Below are 23,234 nucleotides of genomic sequence, written 5' to 3' on the forward strand. Positions count from 1 at the left end.
TTTTAGTGGAAATTAAACAAGCAAAAACCGAAGCCAAGAAGCGTTCCACGTACCGTTAAAGGTCAGTGTCTGAGCGGAGCGCCCACAAAAAACCCCGGATCAACCGGGGTTCTTCTTCAAACGTCGCAGCTAGCAGCTTACCGCGGCTTCTCAGCCTTTATAGGCAGCAACCGACTTGGTGATCGCGTCGCGGGCGGCATCTGCGCCGGCCCAGCCTTCGATCTTCACCCATTTGCCTTTTTCGAGATCTTTGTAGTTCGCGAAGAAGTGCTCGATCTGCTGAATCAGCAGCGCAGGCAGGTCGGTGTATTCCTTCACGTCGACGTACAGCTGGGACAGCTTGTCGTGTGGAACCGCGATCACTTTGGCATCGCCGCCGCCGTCGTCGGTCATGTTCAGAATGCCGACTGGACGCGCGCGGATTACCGAACCTGGGGCAACCGGGTAAGGGGTCACGACCAGCACGTCGAGGGGATCACCGTCGTCAGCCAGGGTGTTGGGGATGTAACCGTAGTTGGCCGGGTAGAACATCGGGGTGGCCATGAAACGGTCAACGAACAGGCAATCGCTGTCTTTGTCGATTTCGTATTTGATCGGCGCGTGGTTGGCCGGGATCTCGATCGCGACGTAGATGTCGTTCGGCAGGTCTTTGCCAGCCGGAATCTTGCTGTAGCTCATTGGGCGGTGCCCCCGTTAGTTGACCAGAAAAACTTGGCCGGATTGACCAAAAAGTGGCGGCGATTATAGGCATATTCTGCCACCGTTGCCATGCGCCAGAGGTCGTGTAGACCTTAGTCGTGTGCCTGATAGACAGGGTTCTCGGCCAGAAGTTGCTGCAATCGGGCCAATGGGTCCTGCCGATAAAACAGCTTCAGCTGCTCATAGACCTGTGGATATGCCTCATGCAGCAAGTCCGGTGCGCTGAAGAAGTATTCGCTGGTGACGGCGAAGAACTCGGCGGGGTTTTCCGCCGCGTACGGGTCGATGGCGGTTTCGGCGTCCGGGTTGCGGTCCAGTTGCCGGTCGAGGTCGTCATAGGCTTCTTGCATGATTCTGGCCCAGTCGCTGACGCGCATGTCGGCATGCAGCGGGGGGAGGCCATTGGCGTCGCCGTTGAGCATGTCGAGTTTGTGCGCGAGTTCGTGTATCACCAGGTTGTAGCCTTCCCAGCCACCGCTGGCCATCACGCCGGGCCAGGCGAGGATGATCGGGCCTTGCTGCCAGGCTTCGCCGCTGTGTTCGCCGTCCCATTCGTGTTCAACGCCGCTGGCATCGCGATGGCGCTGGGGGCTGAGGAAATCGTCGGGATAGAGGATGATTTCGTGAAAGCCCTGATACCAGTTCAGATTGCCCAGATGCAGCAGCGGCAATTGGGCCTGGGCGGCGAGCAGCAGGCGTTGCTCCTGGTGAAGCTCTACGCCGGGCAGGGCGGTCAGGTGTTTATCTTGCAGAAACAATACGCAGGCTTCGCGCAGCCAGCGGTCTTCGGCCGCGCTGATGCCATCGAGAAAGCTCAGGTGATGGCGCACCCGTTGCCACATGTCGTCGGCAATCGGATGCCTGGCCAGGGTGCGCCGGCGTCGCCAGGCGCTAAGGAACCACATCGTGAGTCAGCGGGGTTCGGCTTTGGACGCGGCATGCCCGAGGCGGCTGCGGATCACGCTGATGATCATCGGTAGCAGCGACAGCAGGATGATGCCCACTACCAGCAGTGACAGGTTTTTCTTGATGAACGGTACGTTGCCGAAGAAGTAACCGAGGGTGACCAGGCCGCCCACCCAGAGGATGGTTCCGAGAACACTGAAGGCAAAGAAACGCGGGTAAGGCATTTTGCCGACACCGGCGACGAACGGGGCAAAGGTGCGGATGATTGGCATGAAACGCGCCAGGGTCACGGTTTTGCCGCCGTGCTTGTCGTAGAAGTCGTGGGTTTGTTGCAGGTAGTCGCGGCGGAATATTTTCGAGTTCGGGTTGCTGAACAGCTTTTCGCCGGCGGTGCGGCCGATTATGTAGTTGGTGCTGTCGCCGAGAATCGCCGCCAGCATCAACAGGCCGCCCAGCAGCACCGGGTCCATGCCGCCACCGGCCGCTACGGCGCCGGCGATGAACAGCAGGGAATCGCCCGGCAGGAATGGCATCACCACCAGACCGGTTTCGCAGAAGATCACCAGAAACAGAATGGCGTAAATCCATGCCCCGTAGTTAGTTACCAGCAGGTCGAGGTAAACATCGAGATGCAGGATAAGGTCGATCGGGTTGAAATCCATGGAAAGCACCTGTGGTGATGGCCCGACTCTGCAGGCCTGTGCGGATGGCTTCGCGTAAGACTACAGCTAACTGTGATTTTTCTTACGAGCCGGAAGAATGGGCATTATACGGGGAGAGAAGTGAAAAACGCCTCGAGTTTGTAGCGGGGGATGTCGATTGATGGACTACAGGACAAGCCTTGTGGTGAGGGGGCTAGCCCCTGTTGGGTTGCGAAGCGACCCCTAAACCAGACGCTGCGGTTCTTCAGGCATACCGCATTCAGCAATTTGCGACTGCTGCGCAGCCGAACGGGGGCAAGCCCCCTCGCAACAGGAGTCCGCCTCGCCACCAAGGTGCTTAAATCCCGTCACTGATCGGCAACACGTAGTTCTTGAACTCGGTGTCTTCCCTGAACCCGATGGATTCGTAGGTTTTCTGCGCGACTTCGTTGTTGCTGCTGGTGGAAACGCGCATGCGCACCGCATTGGTTTCCTTGGCCATTTTTTTCGCGGTGCGGATCAGGTTGTCGGCCACCAACTGGCGGCGGGCGTCTTCGGCGACGTAGATGTCGTTGAGGATCCACACGCGTTTAAGCGAAAGAGACGAAAAGCTCGGGTACAACTGACAAAAACCCATCAGTTTGTTGTTGTCGTCATCGGCCAGGGCCAGGTAGATCACCGATTCCTTGCGCCGCAGACGTTTTTCGAGGAACGCCCGGGATGAGTCCGGATACGGCAGGGAACCGTAAAACTCACGATATTTGACGAACAACGGGGTCAGCAGGTCGAGGTGTTCGAGGGTCGCTTGAATAATCCGCATGGTAGGTCTCGTCTTCAAGTGGCTGTCTTACGTGGTGACGGCGACGGGAAACCCTGGCGGCCGTGCATCGATCCTGCCTGAAACCTGAACAGAAACGCAATGCGGAAACGGTTCAGGTGTCCGACGGGCTCAGTAGGAAATTACCTTTCATATCTGCACCAATGTCCGACTCCAGCGTCTGAACCTGGGCTTCGTCCTTCAGACTGACCCCCGATAACTGCCGCCGACAGGCTTCGCGCATCAAATACAGCAAGCGGTGTGCCGCCATGCCGTAACTCAAGCCTTCGAGCCGAACATTCGAGATGCAGTTGCGATAGGCGTCTGTCAGTCCGACTTTGGGATTATAGGTGAAATACAACCCCAGGCTGTCTGGTGAGCTCAAGCCGGGGCGTTCGCCGATCAATATGACCACCATTTTTGCGCCCAGCAGCTCGCCGATCTCGTCGGCTACAGCTACACGGCCCTGTTCCACCAGAATCACCGGCGACAGGGACCAACCCTCAGCGGCTGTCTGTTCTTCCATGCGCGCCAGAAACGGTAAGGTGTGGCGATGAACGGCCAATGCCGAGAGGCCATCGGCCACCACGACGGCCAGATCCACCCCGCCAGGATGGCTCAGCGCGTAGTCGAGCAGGGTCTGAGCCGACTCATCACTCAACTTGCGCCCCAGATCGGGGCGCTGCAGATAGCTGTTCCGGTCCGTGGCGGCGCTGTGCAGCAGCAAACTCTCACGTCCACGCTCGGCCAGTTGCGAACTGAGCCCCTTGTGGTCGAATGGCAGGTGCACCGCATCCCGGGCCTGTGCATGGGCGTACTGAAAATCCAGCTGTGCGCTGGTCGGCATACTGGTGCCTGTACGACCGAGGGCAATACGTGCCGGGGTCAGGCGACGCAGTTCCAGCAATGGGTTTTGCGGATCGACAGGTGGTTTATCCATCTCAATACTCATCCCAGTTGCGCCATGGCTTGACGGAAGGCCGGCGGCAGGTTGTCGCCGAAGTGAATTTGGCCGTCTGCCTGGGTGAAGATGCCCATGTTCGCCAGCCACTGTTCAAACTCCGGCGCCGGTTTCAGGCCCAGGGTTTTCCGGGCGTAGAGGGCGTCGTGGAACGACGTGGTCTGGTAATTGAGCATGATGTCGTCGGAGCCTGGGATGCCCATGATGAAGTTGATCCCGGCCACGCCCAGCAGGGTCAGCAGGGTGTCCATGTCGTCCTGATCGGCTTCGGCGTGATTGGTGTAACAGATGTCGCAACCCATCGGCACGCCCAGCAGCTTGCCGCAGAAGTGGTCTTCGAGGCCGGCGCGGATGATCTGTTTGCCGTTGTAGAGGTATTCGGGGCCGATGAAGCCTACGACGGTGTTTACCAGAAACGGTTTGAAATGGCGTGCCACGGCATAGGCGCGGGTTTCGCAGGTCTGTTGATCGATGCCGTGATGGGCGTTGGCCGACAAGGCGCTGCCCTGGCCGGTCTCGAAATACATCAGATTCTGGCCCAACGTGCCGCGATTCAGGCTCAAGCCCGCGTCATAGCCTTCCTGCAAGACGTTTAGGTTGATACCGAAACTGGCGTTGGCCGCTTCAGTGCCGGCGATCGACTGGAACACCAGGTCCAGCGGAATGCCGCGATTCACCGCCTCGATCGAGGTGGTGACGTGGGTCAATACGCAGGCCTGTGTAGGAATTTCGTAGCGCTGGATGATTGCATCGAGCATTTCCAGCATGGCGCAGATCGAAGCGATGCTGTCGGTGGCCGGGTTGATGCCGATCATCGCGTCACCGTTGCCGTACAGCAAGCCGTCGAGAATGCTCGCGGCGATGCCGGCCGGTTCGTCGGTGGGGTGATTGGGTTGCAGGCGTGTCGAGAGCCGGCCGCGCAGGCCCAGAGTGCCGCGGAATTTCGTGACCACGCGGATTTTCTGCGCCACCAGCACCAGGTCTTGCACGCGCATGATCTTCGACACGGCGGCGGCCATTTCCGGGGTCAGGCCCGGGGCGAGGGCACGCAGGCTCTGTTCGTCGGCGGCGTCGCTGAGCAGCCAATCGCGAAAGCCACCGACAGTGAGGTGGCTGACCGCTTTAAAAGCCTGTTTATCGTGAGTGTCGATGATCAGGCGGGTGACTTCATCGGCCTCGTAAGGAATCAGTACTTCCTGCAGGAAGTGAGTCAGCGGGATGTCAGCCAGGGCCATCTGCGCAGCCACTCGCTCGCCATCGTTGAGGGCGGCAACGCCGGCCAGAAAGTCCCCGGAGCGCGCCGGGCTGGCTTTGGCCATGACGTCTTTGAGACTGTCGAAGCGGTAGGTCTGGGCGCCGACGGTATGGGCAAATACGGCCATGGGACGGTGTCCTCCTGATTCAATAAGTAACTCAAATGCACCGCCGAACCCCTGTGGGAGCGGGCTTGCTCGCGAAGGCGGAGTGTCATTCACCACACATGTTGAATGTCAGACCTCCTTCGCGAGCAAGCCCGCTCCCACATTGGATCTCCGTGCACTTCAATATGGCAGGCGCCGGGAATCAGCCCGGCGCCGGTGCAACTCAGACGCCTTCGAGCATCGCATCCGCCGGTGCGTCGGAACGCTGTTTGGCCGTCAGTTGGAAATACAGGTAACCGGCCGCCATGAACCCGAGGAACACACACCCGATCAAGGTGTTGAACCATGCCATCGCCACCAGGCACACCACGGCCAGAAACAGCGCGATGCCCGGCACGATCGGGTAGCCCGGTGCACGGAAGGTGCGTTCCAGGTTCGGCTCGGTTTTACGCAATTTGAACAGGCTCAGCATACTGATGATGTACATCACGATGGCGCCGAATACCGACATGGTGATCATTGCCGCCGTCAGCGTCATGCCCTGCAGGTTGACCAGACCGTCGCTGTAGATTGCCGCGATGCCGATCACGCCGCCCGCCAGAATCGCCCGGTGCGGCGTCTGGAAGCGCGAGAGTTTGGCCAGCCCTTTGGGCAGGTAACCGGCGCGAGCCAGGGCGAAGAACTGCCGCGAGTAGCCAAGAATGATCCCGTGGAAACTCGCCACCAGGCCGAACAGGCCGATCCAGACCAGCATGTGCATCCAGGTCGAATCATTACCGACCACGGCTTTCATCGCCTGAGGCAGCGGATCGTTGATGTTCGACAATTGGCGCCAGTCGCCGACACCGCCCGCCATCACCATGACGCCGATGGCCAGGAACACCAGGGTCAGAATGCCACTGACGTAAGCCCTGGGAATCGTGCGTTTCGGGTCCTTGGCTTCCTCGGCGGCCATGGCGGCGCCTTCAATGGCGAGGAAGAACCAGATCGCGAAAGGTATTGCGGCAAAGATGCCGGGAATCGAGGCTATGGTGAATTCGTTGGAACCTGACCAGCCATTGAGCACAAAATTGCTGAAGCTGAAGCCCGGGGCGACCACGCCCATGAACACCAGCAATTCGGCGACCGCCAGCACGGTGACCACCAATTCGAACGTGGCTGCGATGCTCACGCCGAGGATATTCAAGCCCATGAACACGAAATAGGCGCCAACAGCGGCGATCTTCGGGTCCAGTTCCGGGTATTGCACGTTGAGGTAGGCGCCGATGGCCATGGCAATTGCCGGTGGCGCAAAGACGAATTCGATCAGGGTCGCAATGCCGGCGATCAGCCCGCCTTTTTCGCCGAAGGCCCGTCGGCTGTAGGCAAACGGCCCGCCAGCGTGGGGAATGGCGGTGGTCAATTCGGTGAAACTGAAGATAAAGCAGGTGTACATCGTCGCCACCATCAGGGCGGTGACGAGAAAACCCAGGGTCCCTGCGGTGCCCCAGCCGTAACTCCAGCCGAAGTACTCGCCGGAAATCACCAGGCCGACGGCAATGCCCCATAGATGCAGGGTGCCGAGTGTGGGTTTGAGCTGTGTAGTAGAAGTCATAAGTCCTCTCTGTCTTTTTTATTGTTTGATCTGTTGGACTTTCGGGTATGGCGTTTTCGTGTGATTCGGGCACGCAAAGCCCATGCCAGACAGGCAGGGCGATGATTTACGGTGGGCTTAAGGGCGCCATCGCGGGCAAGCCCGCTCCCACAGGGTTATGGGATAAATTCACCTGTTGGGGTTGACCCAAATCACTGTGGGAGCGGGCTTGCCCGCGATGGCCACCTGAAGGGCGATACAGAACTACCTGCATCGCCCCCGGTTTTTAGAAGAAGCCCAACGGATTGATGTCGTAGCTCACCAGCAGGTTTTTGGTCTGCTGATAGTGGTCGAGCATCATTTTGTGGGTTTCACGACCGACGCCGGACTTTTTGTAACCCCCGAACGCGGCATGAGCCGGGTACAGGTGGTAGCAATTGGTCCACACACGACCGGCCTTGATGGCGCGGCCCATGCGGTAGGCGCGGTTGATGTCGCGGGTCCAGAGACCGGCACCCAGGCCGAACTCGGTGTCGTTGGCGATGGCCAGGGCTTCGGCTTCGTCCTTGAAGGTGGTAATGCTCACCACCGGGCCAAAGATTTCTTCCTGGAACACACGCATTTTGTTGGTGCCCTTGAGCAGGGTCGGCTGGATGTAATACCCGGTCGCCAGGCTGCCCTCGAGTTTTTCCACCTTGCCACCGGTCAGCAGTTCGGCGCCTTCGCCCTTGGCGATTTCCAGGTACGAGAGGATTTTGTCGAATTGCTGCTCGGACGCCTGGGCGCCGACCATGGTGTCGGTGTCCAGCGGGTCGCCACGTTTGATTTGCAGGACTTTGTTCATGACCACTTTCATGAATTCGTCGTAGATCGACTCTTGCACCAGGGCGCGGGACGGGCAGGTGCAGACTTCGCCCTGGTTGAAGAATGCGAGCACCAGGCCTTCGGCGGCTTTTTCGATGAAGCTTGGCTCAGCTTTCATGATGTCTTCGAAGAAGATGTTCGGCGACTTGCCACCCAGCTCCACGGTGGACGGAATGATGTTTTCGGCGGCGCATTTCATGATGTGCGAGCCGACCGGGGTCGAGCCGGTGAAAGCGATTTTGGCGATGCGCTTGCTGGTAGCCAGGGCTTCCCCGGCTTCTTTGCCGAAGCCTTGCACCACGTTGAGTACGCCGGGTGGCAGCAGGTCGCCGATCAGTTCCATCAGCACGGTAATGCCCAGCGGGGTTTGCTCGGCAGGCTTGAGCACGATGCAGTTACCGGCCGCGAGGGCCGGGGCGAGTTTCCAGGCGGCCATCAGGATCGGGAAGTTCCACGGGATGATCTGCCCGACCACGCCCAGCGGTTCATGGATGTGATAGGCCACGGTGTTGCCGTCAATCTCTGCGGCGCTGCCTTCCTGGGCGCGGATGCAACCGGCGAAGTAGCGGAAGTGGTCGGCGGCCAGCGGGATGTCGGCATTGAGGGTTTCGCGCACGGCCTTGCCGTTGTCCCAGGACTCGGTGATCGCCAGCAGTTCCAGGTTCTGTTCGATGCGATCGGCGATTTTCAGCAGGACCAGCGAGCGAGCCTGGGCGGACGTGGCGCCCCAGGCATCGGCGGCGGCATGGGCAGCGTCCAGGGCCTTTTCGATGTCTTCGGCTGTGGAGCGTGGGAATTCGGCAATAGGTTGGCCGTTGACCGGCGACGTATTGGTGAAGTACTGACCTTTGACAGGCGCGACGAACTCGCCGCCGATGTAGTTACCGTATTTGCTCTTGAACGAAACGATAGCGCCTTCAGTACCGGGGTGAGCGTAACGCATGATGGGTTTCTCCTTGGCTTTTGTGCTTATAAGGGAGGACGCGCTAAAGCGCTGCATTAAGCGTAGAGCAAAGGTCGGGCCATTGCCTTGCAGGTCAGGTAAATCAAGGCCTTACGCAGTTTTTGTCGGACCGGCGGACTCTGGCTGTGACGGTTTCGGTACGGTCCCCGTGACACTTTGTACCGCTTCTGGCGCAACGTGTGACTGACGGGTCTTGCCAGCATTGCAATGCGTCGATGGCTGGAGGATGCTGGGCCTCAAATTGCCACACAGGTAATCCTCTGTGGCGAGGGAGCTTGCTCCCGCTGGGCTGCGAAGCAGCCCCAAAATGTCTGCCGGTCATGATTTTTGGCGAGCGCTTCGCACTCGAGCGGGAGCAAGCTCCCTCGCCACAAGGAGTGTGCCAGCCTCTTAGCGGGGGCAGCACACCTATCGGGGAGAATAATAAGAAATGCACGATAACCATTTGAGTCGCCATGCCCAGCAAGTGCTGACCGTGACCCAAGGCAAATCCCACCTGCACGGTCCCGGCAGCGATCCGTCCATTGCCCGTTCCTGGCTGCGTTGTCTTGAGGACTATCACCTCGACCCGGCCCTGACCATGGCGCCGACGGTGCTCGAACATGGCCGCGTGCTGGAAAGCCGTGAACGTTTGCAGCAAGTGCTGCAGATCGCCGGCAACGAAATGACCAGCCTCCACCAGCAACTTTCCGGTGCCGGACATGCGGTGCTGCTGACCGATGCTCGCGGGGTGATCCTCAACTGTGTCACTGCGCCGGCCGAACGGAAGATTTTCGAGCGCGCCGGCCTTTGGCTCGGCGCTGACTGGAGCGAAGCCTGCGAAGGTACCAACGGCATCGGCACCTGCCTGGTGGAGCGCCAATCCCTGACCATCCACCAGGACGAACATTTTCGTGGCCGACATACCGGCCTGACTTGCTCGGCGAGCCCGGTGTTTGATCCTCACGGCGAGCTGCTGGCGGTGCTCGACGTGTCTTCGGCGCGTCATGAGGTTTCGCGTCAGAGCCAGTTCCACACGATGGCCCTGGTCAATCTGTCGGCGAAGATGATCGAGAGCTGCTATTTCCTGCGTTACTTCGACAATCAATGGTTGCTGCGTTTTCACCTGCAGGCCGAATCTGTCGGGCTGTTCAGCGAAGGGTTGCTGGCGTTTGACGGGGAAGGGCGGATTTGTGCGGTGAACCAGAGTGCGCTGAATTTGCTGGGGCATATTCGTGGTGGGCTGTTGGGCAAACCGGTGGAGGCATTTTTCGACTGCTCGCTGGATGAATTGCTCGGCCGTGCGAGCGCCAATGCCAGCGCCAGTTGGCCATTGCGCACCCGTGACGGGCGGCGGTTGTTTGCCGTATTGCGCGGTCAGCCGCGCAGTATTCCGGTGCCGGTGGTGCAAAGCCCGATGGTTGCCGAGCGTCCGCGCTTGTCAGGCATTTGCCTGGGCGATGCCGCGTTGCAGGAGGATTTTCGCAAGGCCTTGCGTGTATTTGAACGAGACGTGCCGTTGCTGATCAATGGCGAAACCGGCTCAGGCAAGGAGGCCTTCGCCAAAGCCGTGCATCAGGCCAGTCAACGGGCAGCAAAATCGTTCGTCGCCCTCAATTGCGCGGCGATCCCCGAAAGCCTGATCGAGAGCGAACTGTTCGGCTATCGCGGCGGCAGTTTCACCGGCGCTCGCAAGGAAGGCATGCGCGGCAAGTTGCAGCAGGCTGATGGCGGGACTTTATTCCTCGATGAAATCGGTGACATGCCACTGAGCATGCAGACCCGTCTATTAAGGGTGCTGGAAGACCGTCAAGTGGTGCCGATTGGCGGTGAGCCGGAACCTGTCAATGTGCGGATCATCAGCGCCACCCACCGCAATCTGCTTGAACGGGTGCAGGACGGCAGTTTCCGCGAGGATTTGTATTACCGGCTCAATGGGCTGGAAGTCGCATTGCCGGCGTTGCGTGAGCGCGCTGACAAATCACAGTTGCTCGACTTTTTGCTGGCCGAAGAGGCGGGCGGGGAGACGGTGCTGATTGATGCTCCGGCGCGGCAGGCCTTGCTGGATTTTGCCTGGCCGGGGAACGTGCGGCAGTTACGCAATGTGCTGCGGACCCTGGCGGCATTGTGTGATGGCGGCCGGATCGGGTTGGAGGATCTGCCGGCGATGATCCGTCAGGCCCGGCCGGTGACGGCGTCGGCGGTCGAGGAGCCGTCCGAGTATCCGCTGGACGATGCCGAGCGGTTGGCGTTGCTGACGGTGCTGGAGCAGCAGCGCTGGCACATGACGCATACCGCTGAACAGCTGGGTGTCAGCCGCAATACCCTCTACAGAAAGCTGCGCAAACACGGTATTGCCAGATAAACCGCATCAAGGCCATTCGCGAGCAAGCCCGCTCCCACATTTGATCGAGGGTGTTCACCTGGTTTGTGTTCACAGAGAAGCCAGTGTGGGAGCGGGCTTGCTCGCGAAGGCGTCCTCAAGTCCGAAACACAAGGTGCGATTTTCCCCTCCCTACGCTAACCTGCGGCCATGTTTTACGAGGTCGACTATGCACATTCATATTCTTGGTATCTGCGGCACTTTCATGGGTTCGATGGCGGTTCTGGCCAAAGAGCTGGGCCATCATGTGACGGGCTCCGATGCCAACGTCTATCCGCCAATGAGCACTCAGCTGCAAGCCCAGGGCATTGAGTTGACCCAAGGTTACGACCCGGCGCAGCTCGATCCCGCCCCGGACCTGGTGGTGATCGGCAATGCCATGTCCCGCGGCAACCCGGCCGTCGAATACGTGCTGAACAAAGGCCTGCCGTACGTCTCCGGCCCGCAATGGCTTGCCGATCACGTGTTGCAAGGCCGCTGGGTGCTGGCGGTTGCCGGCACTCACGGCAAAACCACCACCAGCAGCATGCTTGCCTGGGTCCTGGAGCACGCGGGCATGAGCCCGGGTTTCCTGATCGGCGGCGTGCCGCAGAATTTCTCGGTGTCGGCGCGTTTGGGCGGCACGCCGTTCTTCGTGATCGAAGCCGACGAATACGACAGTGCATTTTTCGACAAGCGCTCGAAATTCGTTCATTACCGCCCGCGTACGGCGATCCTGAACAATCTTGAGTTCGATCACGCCGACATCTTCCCCGATCTGCCGGCGATCGAGCGGCAGTTCCACCATTTGGTGCGGACCATTCCAAGCGAAGGCCTGGTGATCCATCCGACCACCGAGCCGGCATTGCTGCGCGTCATCGAAATGGGCTGCTGGACCCCGGTGCAAACCACCGGTGCCGGCGGTCAGTGGCAAGTCAAACTGCTCAGTGAAGACGGCTCGAAATTCGAAGTGATGTTCGAAGGCGCCGTTCAAGGCGTGGTCGAGTGGGACATGACCGGTCAACACAACGTCGCCAACGCCTTGGCCACCTTGGCCGCCGCACGTCATGTCGGCGTAGTGCCGTCGATGGGCATCGCTGCACTGAGCGCGTTCAAAAGCGTGAAGCGGCGGATGGAAAAGGTCGCGGAAGTCCGTGGCATCACCATTTACGACGACTTCGCTCACCACCCGACCGCCATTGCCACCACCCTCGACGGTCTGCGCAAACGCATTGGCGATGCGCCGTTGATCGCGATCATCGAGCCGCGCTCCAACTCCATGAAGCTCGGCGCGCACCGTGATGGCTTGCCGGAAAGTGTGGTCGATGCCGATCAGGTGATCTGGTATTCGCCGGCCAACCTCGGTTGGGATCTGGGCGCCACTGCGGCGTTGTGCACTGTGCCGTCGATCGTCAGCGATTCGCTGGAAGGCATCATCGAGCGCGTGAAGAGCCAGGCTCAGCCCGGCACTCATGTGGTGATCATGAGCAACGGCGGCTTCGGCGGCCTGCACGGCAAACTCGCCGAGGCGCTGCAATGAATAACGGCCCGGAACGCATCACGCTGGCGATGACCGGCGCTTCGGGCGCCCAGTACGGCTTGCGCCTGCTCGACTGCCTGGTGCGTGAAGACCGCGAGGTACACTTCCTGATTTCCAAGGCTGCGCAACTGGTGATGGCTACCGAGACTGATGTCTCGCTGCCGTCCAAACCACAGATGATGCAAGCCTTCCTCACGGAATACACCGGCGCCGCCGCCGGGCAGATTCGGGTGTACGGCAAGGAAGACTGGATGTCGCCAGTGGCGTCGGGCTCTGGCTCGCCAGCGGCGATGGTGGTGGTGCCGTGTTCCACCGGGACCTTGTCGGCTATCGCGACCGGAGCCTGCAACAACTTGATCGAGCGGGCTGCCGATGTGACGTTGAAGGAGCGCCGCCAGCTGATTCTGGTGCCCCGCGAGGCGCCGTATTCGAGCATTCATCTGGAGAACATGCTCAAGCTGTCGAACATGGGCGTGACGATTTTGCCGGCGTCGCCGGGCTTCTATCACCAGCCGCAGACCATTGATGACTTGATCGACTTCGTCGTGGCGCGAATTCTCAACTGTTTGAATATCCCGCAAGACATGCTGCCGCGTTGGGGCGAACACCATTTGAGCAGCGATGAGTAAGCTGCTGATCATCCTGCTGGCTTTGCAATTGGCGGGCTGCGCCACCGCGCGCACCCTCGATGCCGCCAAGCCTGGAGCGCCGGTGGTGTATTCGGGGACGCGTCTGGATTGGTATGCGATGAACGGCGGTTGCTGCGCCATGGACCGATTTGGCGCCGAAGCGCCGAGTTATCCGGGTGTTGACCTGCCGGCCAGTGCATTGCTCGACACACTGCTGTTGCCGCTGTCGTTGTTGACGGTGATTGGCGTAAGTTTTCAAGCGACTGGCGGATTGTAGGAGAGCGCTTCGCGCTCTATCGCGAGCAGGCTCGCTCCCACATTAGATCTTCAGTGGACACAGAATATGTGAACGCCGCCAATCAAATGTGGGAGCGAGCCTGCTCGCGATGGCGTCCAATCAGACGCCGCAAGATTACTTACCTAACTTGCGCAACTCATCCGACTCGACAATCCGCACGCCATCCTGCTCTTCCAGCGCCAGGCGCCACATGGCGCGGGCCAGTTGGCAGGCTTCGATGCCGTGGTATTTGCCCGGAATCAATCGCGACAACGGACCGGCGACTTTCTCGCCCAGTCGCGGCTCGACGCGATCGCCCAACAACAGCGAAGGCCGGCAAATGGTCAGCTGCGGCCAATTCTGCGCACGCAATGCGTGTTCCATTTCGCCTTTGACCCGGTTGTAGAAAATCGAGGATCTGCGATCGGCCCCCAAGGCGCTGATCACGATCAAGTGCCGTGCGCCCATTTCCCGCGCACGTTTGGCGAAGGCCACGACCATGTCCAGGTCCACAGCGCGAAACGCTTGCTCGGAGCCGGCCTGCTTGATCGTGGTGCCGAGGCAGCAGTAGGCAATGTCGACGCGACCGTTCAGTTGCGGCAAAAACACCGCCGGGTCGCCGACCGGGTTTTCCAGGTGAGGATGCTCGGCCAGTGGCCGGCGTGAGGGGGCTAATACCCGTGTAATCGTTGGCTCGTTGAGTAGACGGTCAAGCAAATGTTCACCGGTTAACCCGGTAGCTCCGGCAAGCAATACATGCTGAGGCGTCAAGTACATAGTCATTCCCCCTTGATACTATTCAGCTTAGTTGCTCTTTTCATCCTTGCTGATAGAGACACTTTGCAGTGCCTTTCGTGCCTGTTGTTTGCGCAACAGCTGCCAGTGGCTGAGAACGGTTTTCGGCGCCCAGATCTGTGGCTCGGAAGCTTCGAAGCTGTCGGCCAGTTCACGCTCGGCCACGGTGGCGCTGGCCAGTTTGAAGGCTTGCTCCAGATCGTCGGTCTGGTTCAGCGCCTGGGCGAACAGCGCGTCGCCGAAGTACGTGAAGTTGGCTTCTTCCGAACACCCGAAGGACACTCGATCGGCGCGCGAGGCGGTCATGATCAGGGTGCGTTCGTCCTTGAGGGCGGGAATGAAGCCACCGGAATAGCAGGATGAAATCACGATGATCTTGTCGCGCTTCTTCAGGGGGGCGAGGACGGCGGCGAGCTCGTCGGCCGGCAGGTCGGCCAGTTCCATGCGGGGCTGGTCGAGCACCAGTTCGTGTTCACTGGAGCCATGGCTGGTCAGGTAAATGAACAGCAGGTCTTCCGGGCCGCTGCGTTCGGCCAGGGTCTGGGCGGCGCGGCGCAGGTTTTCCCGGGTGGCCATCGGCCGGTCGCCCAGGTGGTCGCGATGGTTGACCAGGCGGATCTGGCCGAAGGCGCCGAAACGGCTGGAGAGCATGTTGGCGACGTAGTCGGACTCGCGCAGGAACACGCTCTGCTTGCCATCGCCGCCGAGGGTCAAGGTGTACAGTTCGACCGCCGGGGTCGAGGCGGGGACGTTGGCCAGCGCATCGTCGAGCAAGCGCCCCTGGGCCAACAAGCCGAGTTCGAGAGGGTCGGGCAGCAGCTTGCCGTCGGCGTCGCGCACGCGCTGACTATTGACCCAGGTGCCGCTCTGCACCGTGCCATCGGTCAGCACCAAAGTACCTTGGCCCTGATAGTTGTCGTTGTCGAACTGGCCGACATAGAAACTGCCATCGGCCAGGTTCAAGCGACCCTGACCGGTGAAACGCCAATCGCTGAAGTGGCCGATGTAGTGACTGCCATCGGCGCCGATCAACTCGCCCTTGCCACTGAGCACGCCTTCCTTGAACTGACCGAGCCAGACATCGCCATCGGCGTTCTCGTAGCGGCCCTTGCCGTGCAGTTGATTGTTCTTGAAACCGCCGACATAGATATCGCCATCGGCGCTGTTGAAGGTGCCATTGCCTTCCAGCTGACCGTCGGCGAAATGCCCGGTGAACTGATTGCCGCTGGCATCGCTGCGCTGGCCTTCGCCGTTGGGTTTGCCGTGGGCGAATTGACCCTGGTACTGGCTGCCGTCTGCGAGTTCCAGACGACCGAGCCCTGAATATTGATCGGCCTTGAATTCGCCGCGGTAGGTCATGGCGTTTTCTTTGAGGGTGCCTTCACCGTCGCGTCGACCCGCCTTGAAACCGCCGGTGTAGCTGCTGCCAGTGGTGGTCAGCGTGCCTTGGCCGTCGAATAGCCCTTGCTGGAATTGCCCGCGATAGACCTCGCCGTTGCTGCCATGCCATTCGCCCTGGCCATGCCATTGGCCTTTGTCGAACTGGCCGGCGTACCAGCTGCCGTTCGGGTAATCGATGCGGCCTTCACCTTGCAGCAAACCATTGACCAGATCACCGCGATAGCGTCCGCCGTCCGGCAGGCGGGCATCAGGGGGCAACAGCGATTCGCCATCGCCGCATGCGGTGAGCAATAGAGTCAAAGCAAGGAGTGCAAGTGAGCGCATAGCGGGATCCGGGCAATTAGGCGACCGAGTATGCCGCAGCTATGTGTCGCATTTATAGAGACACGGCACAGACACGGCGCGAAACAGCGCGAGCTGCTTCGCATCCGGGATGCTTTACACGAAGCAGAGGGACAGTGGCTCGGCGATATATGCCGGTTTGTCCGACCCTTCAATTTCAAGCGTGGCGGTTGCCTTGAGCAACCATTGGCCGGGTTTCTTCTCGATGACGTCGTTCATGTCAACCTTGAGTCGAACCCTGGAATTGACCTTCACAGGCTGGATGAAACGCACGCTGTCCAGACCATAGTTGACTACCATCTTTGCGCCTTCGGGCAGGATGAGGATGTCTTCCATCAGTTTGGGGATCAGCGACAACGACAGGAAACCATGGGCGATGGTGCTGCCAAAAGGTGTTTGCGCGGCTTTGACCGGGTCGACATGGATGAACTGATAATCACCTGTGGCTTCTGCGAACAGGTTGATGCGTTCCTGGTCGATGGTGAGCCATTCGGAACGTCCGAGTTCCTTGCCGACATAATCTTTGAGCTCTGCAACTGGAACATAGGGCATTGAGACTCTCCTTGGGTCATCGGTTTTATAGTTTTCGAGTGGGGGGATTTGACCTCCCTGCGAACCACTTTAGATCAACATGGCAAATTGCTCCGGTCAACTATTCATGCTTTTGGCGAATGCCGATTCATAGCGTTGGCGTGCTTATAATGCCGGGCCCCTTCTTTGTGGGGAGCACGCGTGGGAGAGAATGGATGTTGTTACGTGGCCTGACCTGGCTGGTGCTTTTTCAATTGCTCGGCACCGCCCTCAACCATTTGTTTTTGCCGGTACTGCCGGGGCCGATCATTGGCCTGCTGTTGCTGCTGGGGTATCTGATTATTCGCGGTCAAGTCGGCGAGCCGCTGAACCTCGCGGCCAGCAGCCTGCTGCGTTATCTGCCGTTGCTGCTGGTGCCGCCAGCGGTGGGCGTGATGGTTTACGCTGCCGATATCGCCGCGGATTTCTGGGCGATCACCGGTGCGCTGGTGTTGTCGCTGCTGCTATCGATGGCCTTCGCCGGCGTATTGATGCAGCGCCTGGTCAAGCGTCACGCTCATCGCGAGGACGACTAATGATTTTCGATTGGCAGGGCGCCTGGGCGTCGGTGATTCATCATCCATTGTTCGGTATCGGCATTACGTTGGGCGCGTATCAATTGGTGCTGGCGGCATACGAGAAAACCCGCTGGATTTTTCTGCAACCGGTTCTGGTCTCCATGTTGCTGGTCATCGTTGTCCTGGTGGGTTGCGGCCTGAGCTACGCCGAATATCGCAAGAGCACCGAGATCCTCAGTATCTTGCTCGGGCCGGCCACTGTTGCGCTGGCGGTGCCGCTGTACCTCAACCTGCGGCGGATCAGGCAGTTGTTCTGGCCGATATTTACTACGCTGGTGATAGGCGGCGTGGTCGCCACGGGCATGGGGGTGTTGCTGGGTTGGGGCTTCGGCGCCGAACACATGATCCTGATGACCATGGCACCCAAATCGGTCACCTCGCCGATTGCCATGCTGGTGGCAGAGCAGATTGGTGGCGTCGCGGCGCTGGCGGCGGTGTTCGTGTTGATTACCGGGGTAATCGGGGCGATCTTCGGGCCGGGTCTTTTGACCCGTCTCGGTGTCCACAGCCCAGAGGCTCGAGGCATGGCCCTGGGCATGACCGCTCATGCGGTCGGCACCTCGGTGGCTTTGCAGGAGAGTGAAGAATGCGGTGCCTTTGCGGCGCTGGCGATGAGTCTGATGGGCGTAGCCACGGCGGTATTCCTGCCGTTGGCGGTGTCGATGGTGGTGTAAGGAAATGTCTATGAGTCTGCCGCTTTTTCCGCTGAACACGGTGTTGTTTCCGGACTGCATCCTCGACTTGCAGATCTTCGAGGCGCGCTACCTGGACATGATCGGTCGCTGCATGAAACAGGGCGGCGGCTTCGGGGTGGTGTGCATCCTCGACGGTGAAGAAGTCGGCATCGCCCCCGAAGGCTACGCACGGGTCGGGTGCGAGGCGCTGATCACCGATTTCCATCAGCAGGACAATGGCCTGCTGGGCATTCGGGTGAAAGGCGGGCGACGCTTTCATGTGGTGCGCACCGAGGTGCAGCGCGACCAGTTGATCGTCGCCGAAGTCGAATGGCTCAAAGATGAACCCGAACAACCGCTACAGGATGAAGACGCCGACCTGGTCGCGCTGCTCAAGGCCTTGGCGGAACATCCGATGGTCGAAGCGCTGAATATGGGCACCGAAGCGACGGGGCAACAGTCGCTGGCCAATCAGTTGGCGTATCTGTTGCCGTTTGCCGAGGTGGACAAGATAGACCTGCTGCAACTTGATGATCCGCAGCAGCGCCTGGATGCGATTCAGGCATTGCTGGATGAGTTGCAGGGTGAGTTGTTTGCCTAGTTGTACTTTGTATTAAGTTCTCCGGTTCGCCACTATTGTCTTCGTAAAGCTCAGTCAGTAGTTTGCAGTTATTCGCATGGAGCGGATAACGGTTAACTATATGGGTGTGATTATGACGATATATGAAGATGAATGGATGTTCTGGGATGATATTGCCGGGCGCTATATTTTAAAACACGCGAGCACCGAGCCGAATACGGCTAATATTATTGATGCCGCTGCTTACTATGCCGATTCAATGGTTGTCGCTCGACGTAAGCGCAAGCGCGTAAAACTTCCAGTCTCCAGTACTGCTGTCGATGCTTCAAACGCTCCGACGGCTCTTTAGTACACGACTTATAAACTATTCGGCAACGGACTGAGTTTTGCGCGTTTTGCTGAAAAAAATTGAGTGAACAGCATCTTGAGGTGATTGATGTCCCAGGAAAATCAAAGCAGCGCATTTACCGCTAATCTTTACGTCAACGGCACGCCGGTGGTGCTCAACCAGCAGCGCCTGAAGCTTAGGCTGCGTGACCCGCGAATCACCCGGCGCGAACGCCTGGACGTGGAGGTGGCATTGGCGAGTGACGACAGCACAAGTATTCTGACGCTCGCCGATCATGAGGATGACAAGCCCCTATTGTTGAAGTTTGTGCCCAAGGCTGGCAAGTATGAAGTGCTGGCCGTTATTCGAGGTGCCTATGAAGGTGGTCGTTTAACGGTTAATGCCCAAACCCGTCATCTTTATATGAATGGCGGATTGGAAGGTGCAAGGTTTTCAATACGTAAGCATGGGGTGGACCAAGCGAGTTTTGATGGTTTTGCTGCCGGTCCAGGGTATGTGCAGCTCGTGAGTGAGCTTAAGGGTCGGCCGCTCTATCTGGCAAACGACAAGGGAAAAGTGCATTTTAAAGATGTGGATCCTAACACCTCCACGCATGATGCGTTCAACAATGATCCCGTCAACTTCGTGATCAAGATTGTTGATAAGCCGGGTGAGGAGCGCAAATAAAAAAACGCCATCAGTTTTGCAAGCTGATGGCGTCTACCTCATCAGGCAACAGCCTAATAAGCATATCTCAACATTGCATGCGGCAAATGTCGCAATGCAAAGAACCCGAACAACGCCACCATCGCCGGCAATACCAGCCACCAGATTTTGGGCGGCATGGCATTGAGCGGTGTCCGGCGCTGGCTCAGCCACAAGCTGGCGGCACACACGCACGCCGCCAGCATCGCGCCGGCCAATATATCCGTTGGCCAGTGCGCGCCGAGGTACACCCGGGACAGGGCGATCGTCAGGGCCGGCAAACAACCCAGCAGCAACCAGGTCAGGCGCATGCGCGGCGGTTGTCCGCGACCGGCCAACACCGCGAGCGTCAAGAACAGCGCGAAAGAGCCCGAGGCATGGCCGCTGGGCATGCTGTAGCTGGTCAGTGGGTCGCTCAGCACTTCCGGGCGCACGCGGGCGAAAAAGTGCTTGGTCGCGGTATTGCCCAGCGCGGTGAAAAGCAAAGTGCCGCCTGCGAAAAGCGCGTGCCGCCATTGTCGTGTCAGCAACAGCAAAACTGTCAGCAGCGCGCTGAACATGAACATGTTGCGGAATTCGCCGATCAGCGTGAACACCACGGCCACTTCATCGAGCGCCGGGCTGCGGTGTTCCTGTATCAGGGTCATCAATCCTTGGTCGAGGGCGGTCAGGTGCGGGTAGCCGATGAACAGACCGATCAGGATCAACAGGCTCATGCTGCTGATCCAGATGGTCGCCCGGCGATGGCGGCGCAGGCTGCTGTTTGCGCTCAGACCTACCATCACCGCAATGCTGCCGGCGACAATCCCGGCTTCAAGCCAGAAACCTTCCGGCAATGGCAGGCGGATCGCCGCCCCGGTGGCCCAGCCCGGCAGGAGATAGGCGAGGCTCCAGCCTGCAGCAGCCAACAGGCTGACGACGGCGAAGCGCGGGAAGGGCATGTCGCACATCCCGGCAACCATCGGTAGCATCGGCCGCAAGGGGCCGATAAAGCGGCCGACCAACAGGCTGGCGATGCCATAGCGCTGGAAATACGCCTCGGCCCCGGCCATCCATTCCGGATGATGGCGCAACCCTGGCAGGCGACGGATGTTCTGGTGGAAATGTCGCCCTAAAAAGTACGAAACGATGTCACCCAGCACGCCGCCGAGGAAACCCAGTAGCAGCGTTTCACCCAATGACAACGCGCCACTGCCGGCCAGCACCGCCACGGCAAACAGCAATACTGTGCCGGGCACGATCAGCCCGGCAATCGCCAGGCATTCAATGCAAGCCACAATGAACACTGCCGCGGCCAACCACTGCGGATTGACCGTCAGCCAACCGGTCACGCTATCGAGCCATGGGCCCATAAAAACAACTCCATCGAATAATCAATTGGCCTCAAGGGACAAACGCAATCTTCACAACACCACAGATTTCATGTGGGAGCGGGCTTGCTCGCGAAGGCGGAGTGTCAGGCGGCACTAATATCGACTGAAAGGGCCCCTTCGCGAGCAAGCCCGCTCCCACACTGGATTTTCATCGTTCACGTCAGCAAAAAATAATCGCGCCCTTCGACTTGCCCCCGACGCAACGGGTTGCGCGTGCAATAAAGTGCGTAAGCCGCATCAACAAAACGGTACATCAAGTGTTCGTCACGCCCGTGGGGAATGCCCAGGCGTGTGGTCTGGATAATGTGGCCGGGCGCTGGCCCGACATCTTCCACCAGCAGCACTTCATGGTCGAAGCGCTTGGCGTCCCAGACCGGCACCTTCAGCCCCAGCGCCTTGCAAAGCAGCGTCTGCCCGGCACACAGCTTTTGCGAGGGGCGAGGGCGGCCCCGGGCATCGGGATTGTTCAATAGCATTTGCGCCAGGCTCGCCGGCCCGCTCAGTTCGTCGACCCATGGATAGGCGGATTTGATCAATACCGCATTACCCGGACCCTGAGCGCTGAAGTTCAACGAATCGCCACCGCGGGCGTAATACATATAGATGTGGCCGCCATCCAGAAACAAAGCCTTACGCTTTTCTGTGTAGCCAAGGGAGGCGTGGCTGCCTTTTTCTTCGCAGTAATAGGCTTCGGTCTCGATGATCCGGGCACTGAGCCACAGGTCGCCGACCTTATGGCGGATGATTTTACCCAGTAAATCCCGGGCCAGCGTTTGGGCGTCGCGGTCGAAAAATGCATCCGGCAGCCCCGTGGGCTGGCGCGTAGTGGATGCAGAAACAGGCAGATTGGTCATGATGAACAGCGTTTATCAGGGCTGATTGAGTCGTGATGATAACAATATGCAACTTAATCACGGCTGAACGTCGGCAAATTGCCCTCCATTTCGACCATCCGCCTGTCACCGCTGTTAGTCCCGGGACGCGACAGCTATAATCTGCCGCTTTACTCTTTACCAAGACCTTAGCAAAGACCATTGCAGACCATGACTGAGTCCGTTCTTGACTACATGACCCGTTTGGGTCGCGCCGCCCGCGAAGCTTCCCGCGTGATCGGCCGTGCCAGCACCGCGCAGAAAAACCGCGCCTTGCAGGCGGCTGCCAATGCGCTGGACGCTGCACGCGCCGAGCTGACCGCGGCCAATGAACTGGATTTGGCCGCCGGCCGCGCCAATGGTCTGGAACCTGCTTTGCTGGAACGTCTGGCACTGACCCCGGAGCGCATCGACGGCATGATCGTCGGTTTGCGTCAGGTCGCGGCACTGCCGGACCCAGTGGGGGCGATCCGCGACATGAGTTATCGCCCGTCTGGCATCCAGGTCGGCAAGATGCGCGTGCCATTGGGCGTGATCGGGATCATCTACGAATCACGGCCGAACGTGACCATCGATGCCGCCAGCCTGTGCCTGAAGTCCGGCAACGCGACCATCCTGCGTGGCGGCTCCGAGGCGATTCATTCCAACCGTGCCATTGCCGCCTGCATCCAGCGCGGCCTGGCCGAGGCCGGTCTGCCGGCCGCCGTGGTGCAAGTGGTCGAAACCACCGACCGTGCTGCCGTCGGCGCATTGATCACCATGCCGGAATACGTCGATGTCATCGTGCCCCGTGGTGGCCGTGGCCTCATCGAACGGGTCAGTCGCGATGCCCGCGTGCCCGTGATCAAGCACCTGGACGGCATTTGTCACGTCTACGTCAGCGCCCACGCCGATCTGCCGAAAGCCCAGCGCATCGCGTTCAACGCCAAGACTTACCGTTATGGCATCTGTGGCGCCATGGAAACCCTGCTGGTGGATCAAGCGGTCGCCAAGGATTTCCTGCCGTCGATGGCGGCACAGTTGCGCGAAAAAGGCGTCGAGCTGCGCGGTTGCGAGCGTACACGGGCGATCATCGAGGCCGTTGCGGCCACTGAAGAAGACTGGCACACCGAATACCTGGCGCCGATCCTCTCGATCCGCGTGGTCGACGGTCTGGATCAGGCCATTGAGCATATTAACAAGTACGGCTCCCATCACACCGATTCGATCGTCAGCGAAAACCTGGCCGATACCCGGCGTTTCGTGGCTGAAGTCGATTCGTCTTCGGTGATGATCAATACGCCGACGTGCTTTGCCGATGGCTTCGAATACGGATTGGGTGCCGAGATTGGCATTTCTACTGATAAGCTGCACGCCCGTGGCCCGGTGGGCCTCGAAGGGCTGACCTGCGAGAAGTACATCGTGGTCGGTGACGGTCAGTTGCGCGGCCAGGAGTCGCTCTGA

General features: G+C 59.5%; 23 protein-coding genes. 10 read left to right on the forward strand and 13 right to left on the reverse strand.

Features of this window, described 5'->3' with window-relative positions; translation table 11 throughout:
- Positions 1-150 precede the first annotated feature (150 nt).
- The 8 genes from ppa to exaC all read right to left on the reverse strand — a co-directional run bounded on the left by ppa (position 151) and on the right by exaC (position 8,765).
- Positions 151-678, reverse strand: coding sequence for an inorganic diphosphatase (ppa, locus tag AC1RQB_RS07895; protein WP_007894323.1), 528 nt, complete (start codon positions 676-678; stop codon positions 151-153).
- A 113-nt stretch (positions 679-791) separates the two neighbouring features.
- Positions 792-1,604 (reverse strand): M90 family metallopeptidase, encoded by an 813-nt coding sequence (locus tag AC1RQB_RS07900; protein ID WP_063342406.1) that lies wholly within the window; start codon positions 1,602-1,604, stop codon positions 792-794.
- Between the two features lie 6 nt (positions 1,605-1,610).
- Positions 1,611-2,267 (reverse strand): DedA family protein, encoded by a 657-nt coding sequence (locus AC1RQB_RS07905; RefSeq protein ID WP_008070178.1) that lies wholly within the window; start codon positions 2,265-2,267, stop codon positions 1,611-1,613.
- Positions 2,268-2,604: 337 nt separating this feature from the next.
- Positions 2,605-3,066, reverse strand: coding sequence for a GNAT family N-acetyltransferase (locus AC1RQB_RS07910; protein ID WP_063342407.1), 462 nt, complete (start codon positions 3,064-3,066; stop codon positions 2,605-2,607).
- Between the two features lie 112 nt (positions 3,067-3,178).
- Positions 3,179-4,003: an ethanolamine ammonia-lyase subunit EutC gene (eutC, locus tag AC1RQB_RS07915; RefSeq protein ID WP_198537202.1), complete on the reverse strand. Its 825-nt coding sequence runs from the start codon at positions 4,001-4,003 to the stop codon at positions 3,179-3,181.
- Positions 4,004-4,011: 8 nt separating this feature from the next.
- On the reverse strand, positions 4,012-5,406 hold the full coding sequence (locus tag AC1RQB_RS07920; RefSeq protein WP_063342409.1) for an ethanolamine ammonia-lyase subunit EutB: 1,395 nt from the start codon (positions 5,404-5,406) through the stop codon (positions 4,012-4,014).
- A 202-nt stretch (positions 5,407-5,608) separates the two neighbouring features.
- Complete coding sequence (gene eat, locus AC1RQB_RS07925; protein WP_063342410.1) at positions 5,609-6,979, reverse strand: ethanolamine permease; 1,371 nt, start codon at positions 6,977-6,979, stop codon at positions 5,609-5,611.
- 265 nt (positions 6,980-7,244) lie between these two features.
- Positions 7,245-8,765: an acetaldehyde dehydrogenase ExaC gene (gene exaC / locus AC1RQB_RS07930; RefSeq protein ID WP_007894337.1), complete on the reverse strand. Its 1,521-nt coding sequence runs from the start codon at positions 8,763-8,765 to the stop codon at positions 7,245-7,247.
- A 451-nt stretch (positions 8,766-9,216) separates the two neighbouring features.
- On the opposite strand from exaC, the gene AC1RQB_RS07935 reads away from it, so the two are divergent.
- The 4 genes from AC1RQB_RS07935 to AC1RQB_RS07950 all read left to right on the forward strand — a co-directional run bounded on the left by AC1RQB_RS07935 (position 9,217) and on the right by AC1RQB_RS07950 (position 13,573).
- Positions 9,217-11,130 (forward strand): sigma-54-dependent Fis family transcriptional regulator, encoded by a 1,914-nt coding sequence (locus tag AC1RQB_RS07935; RefSeq protein ID WP_063342411.1) that lies wholly within the window; start codon positions 9,217-9,219, stop codon positions 11,128-11,130.
- Between the two features lie 187 nt (positions 11,131-11,317).
- Positions 11,318-12,667 (forward strand): UDP-N-acetylmuramate:L-alanyl-gamma-D-glutamyl-meso-diaminopimelate ligase, encoded by a 1,350-nt coding sequence (gene mpl / locus AC1RQB_RS07940; RefSeq protein WP_007894342.1) that lies wholly within the window; start codon positions 11,318-11,320, stop codon positions 12,665-12,667.
- Entirely contained in the window at positions 12,664-13,296 is a 633-nt protein-coding gene (ubiX, locus tag AC1RQB_RS07945; protein ID WP_007894343.1) for a flavin prenyltransferase UbiX, read from the forward strand. The genes mpl and ubiX overlap by 4 nt, the downstream gene beginning before the upstream one ends.
- Positions 13,289-13,573 carry a YceK/YidQ family lipoprotein gene (locus AC1RQB_RS07950; RefSeq protein ID WP_063342412.1) on the forward strand — a complete coding sequence of 95 codons (285 nt, stop codon included), beginning with the start codon at positions 13,289-13,291 and terminating at the stop codon, positions 13,571-13,573. Before ubiX ends, AC1RQB_RS07950 begins: the two co-directional genes overlap by 8 nt.
- Positions 13,574-13,708: 135 nt before the next feature.
- Here the strand turns inward: AC1RQB_RS07950 and AC1RQB_RS07955 are convergent, their stop codons facing one another.
- From AC1RQB_RS07955 to AC1RQB_RS07965, 3 genes are all read right to left on the reverse strand, one after another.
- Positions 13,709-14,350, reverse strand: coding sequence for an oxidoreductase (locus AC1RQB_RS07955; RefSeq protein WP_030129552.1), 642 nt, complete (start codon positions 14,348-14,350; stop codon positions 13,709-13,711).
- Between the two features lie 27 nt (positions 14,351-14,377).
- Positions 14,378-16,093, reverse strand: coding sequence for a C13 family peptidase (locus tag AC1RQB_RS07960; protein WP_063342413.1), 1,716 nt, complete (start codon positions 16,091-16,093; stop codon positions 14,378-14,380).
- Positions 16,094-16,207: 114 nt separating this feature from the next.
- Positions 16,208-16,663, reverse strand: a complete 456-nt coding sequence (locus AC1RQB_RS07965) for a MaoC family dehydratase (protein WP_007894347.1) — start codon at positions 16,661-16,663, stop codon at positions 16,208-16,210.
- A gap of 194 nt (positions 16,664-16,857) precedes the next feature.
- Between AC1RQB_RS07965 and AC1RQB_RS07970 the strand changes: the two genes are divergently transcribed.
- From AC1RQB_RS07970 to AC1RQB_RS07990, 5 genes are all read left to right on the forward strand, one after another.
- Positions 16,858-17,217, forward strand: coding sequence for a CidA/LrgA family protein (locus AC1RQB_RS07970; protein ID WP_063342414.1), 360 nt, complete (start codon positions 16,858-16,860; stop codon positions 17,215-17,217).
- On the forward strand, positions 17,217-17,933 hold the full coding sequence (locus AC1RQB_RS07975) for an LrgB family protein (RefSeq protein ID WP_008070140.1): 717 nt from the start codon (positions 17,217-17,219) through the stop codon (positions 17,931-17,933). The genes AC1RQB_RS07970 and AC1RQB_RS07975 overlap by 1 nt, the downstream gene beginning before the upstream one ends.
- A 10-nt stretch (positions 17,934-17,943) precedes the next feature.
- A complete protein-coding gene (locus tag AC1RQB_RS07980) occupies positions 17,944-18,534 on the forward strand; it encodes an LON peptidase substrate-binding domain-containing protein (protein ID WP_063342415.1) in 591 nt (196 codons plus the stop codon).
- A 100-nt stretch (positions 18,535-18,634) separates the two neighbouring features.
- Entirely contained in the window at positions 18,635-18,862 is a 228-nt protein-coding gene (locus AC1RQB_RS07985; RefSeq protein ID WP_241824473.1) for a hypothetical protein, read from the forward strand.
- An 87-nt stretch (positions 18,863-18,949) separates the two neighbouring features.
- A complete protein-coding gene (locus AC1RQB_RS07990) occupies positions 18,950-19,528 on the forward strand; it encodes a hypothetical protein (protein ID WP_063342417.1) in 579 nt (192 codons plus the stop codon).
- A 53-nt stretch (positions 19,529-19,581) separates the two neighbouring features.
- Here AC1RQB_RS07990 and AC1RQB_RS07995 read toward each other — a convergent pair whose 3' ends face one another.
- Both AC1RQB_RS07995 and AC1RQB_RS08000 read right to left on the reverse strand, forming a co-directional pair.
- Entirely contained in the window at positions 19,582-20,898 is a 1,317-nt protein-coding gene (locus tag AC1RQB_RS07995; protein ID WP_063342418.1) for a bifunctional DedA family/phosphatase PAP2 family protein, read from the reverse strand.
- 176 nt (positions 20,899-21,074) lie between these two features.
- Entirely contained in the window at positions 21,075-21,773 is a 699-nt protein-coding gene (locus tag AC1RQB_RS08000) for a DNA-3-methyladenine glycosylase (protein WP_063342419.1), read from the reverse strand.
- A 189-nt stretch (positions 21,774-21,962) separates the two neighbouring features.
- On the opposite strand from AC1RQB_RS08000, the gene AC1RQB_RS08005 reads away from it, so the two are divergent.
- Entirely contained in the window at positions 21,963-23,234 is a 1,272-nt protein-coding gene (locus AC1RQB_RS08005; protein ID WP_008070131.1) for a glutamate-5-semialdehyde dehydrogenase, read from the forward strand.

This window comes from Pseudomonas sp. GW822-FHT02E03, assembly GCF_058802325.1.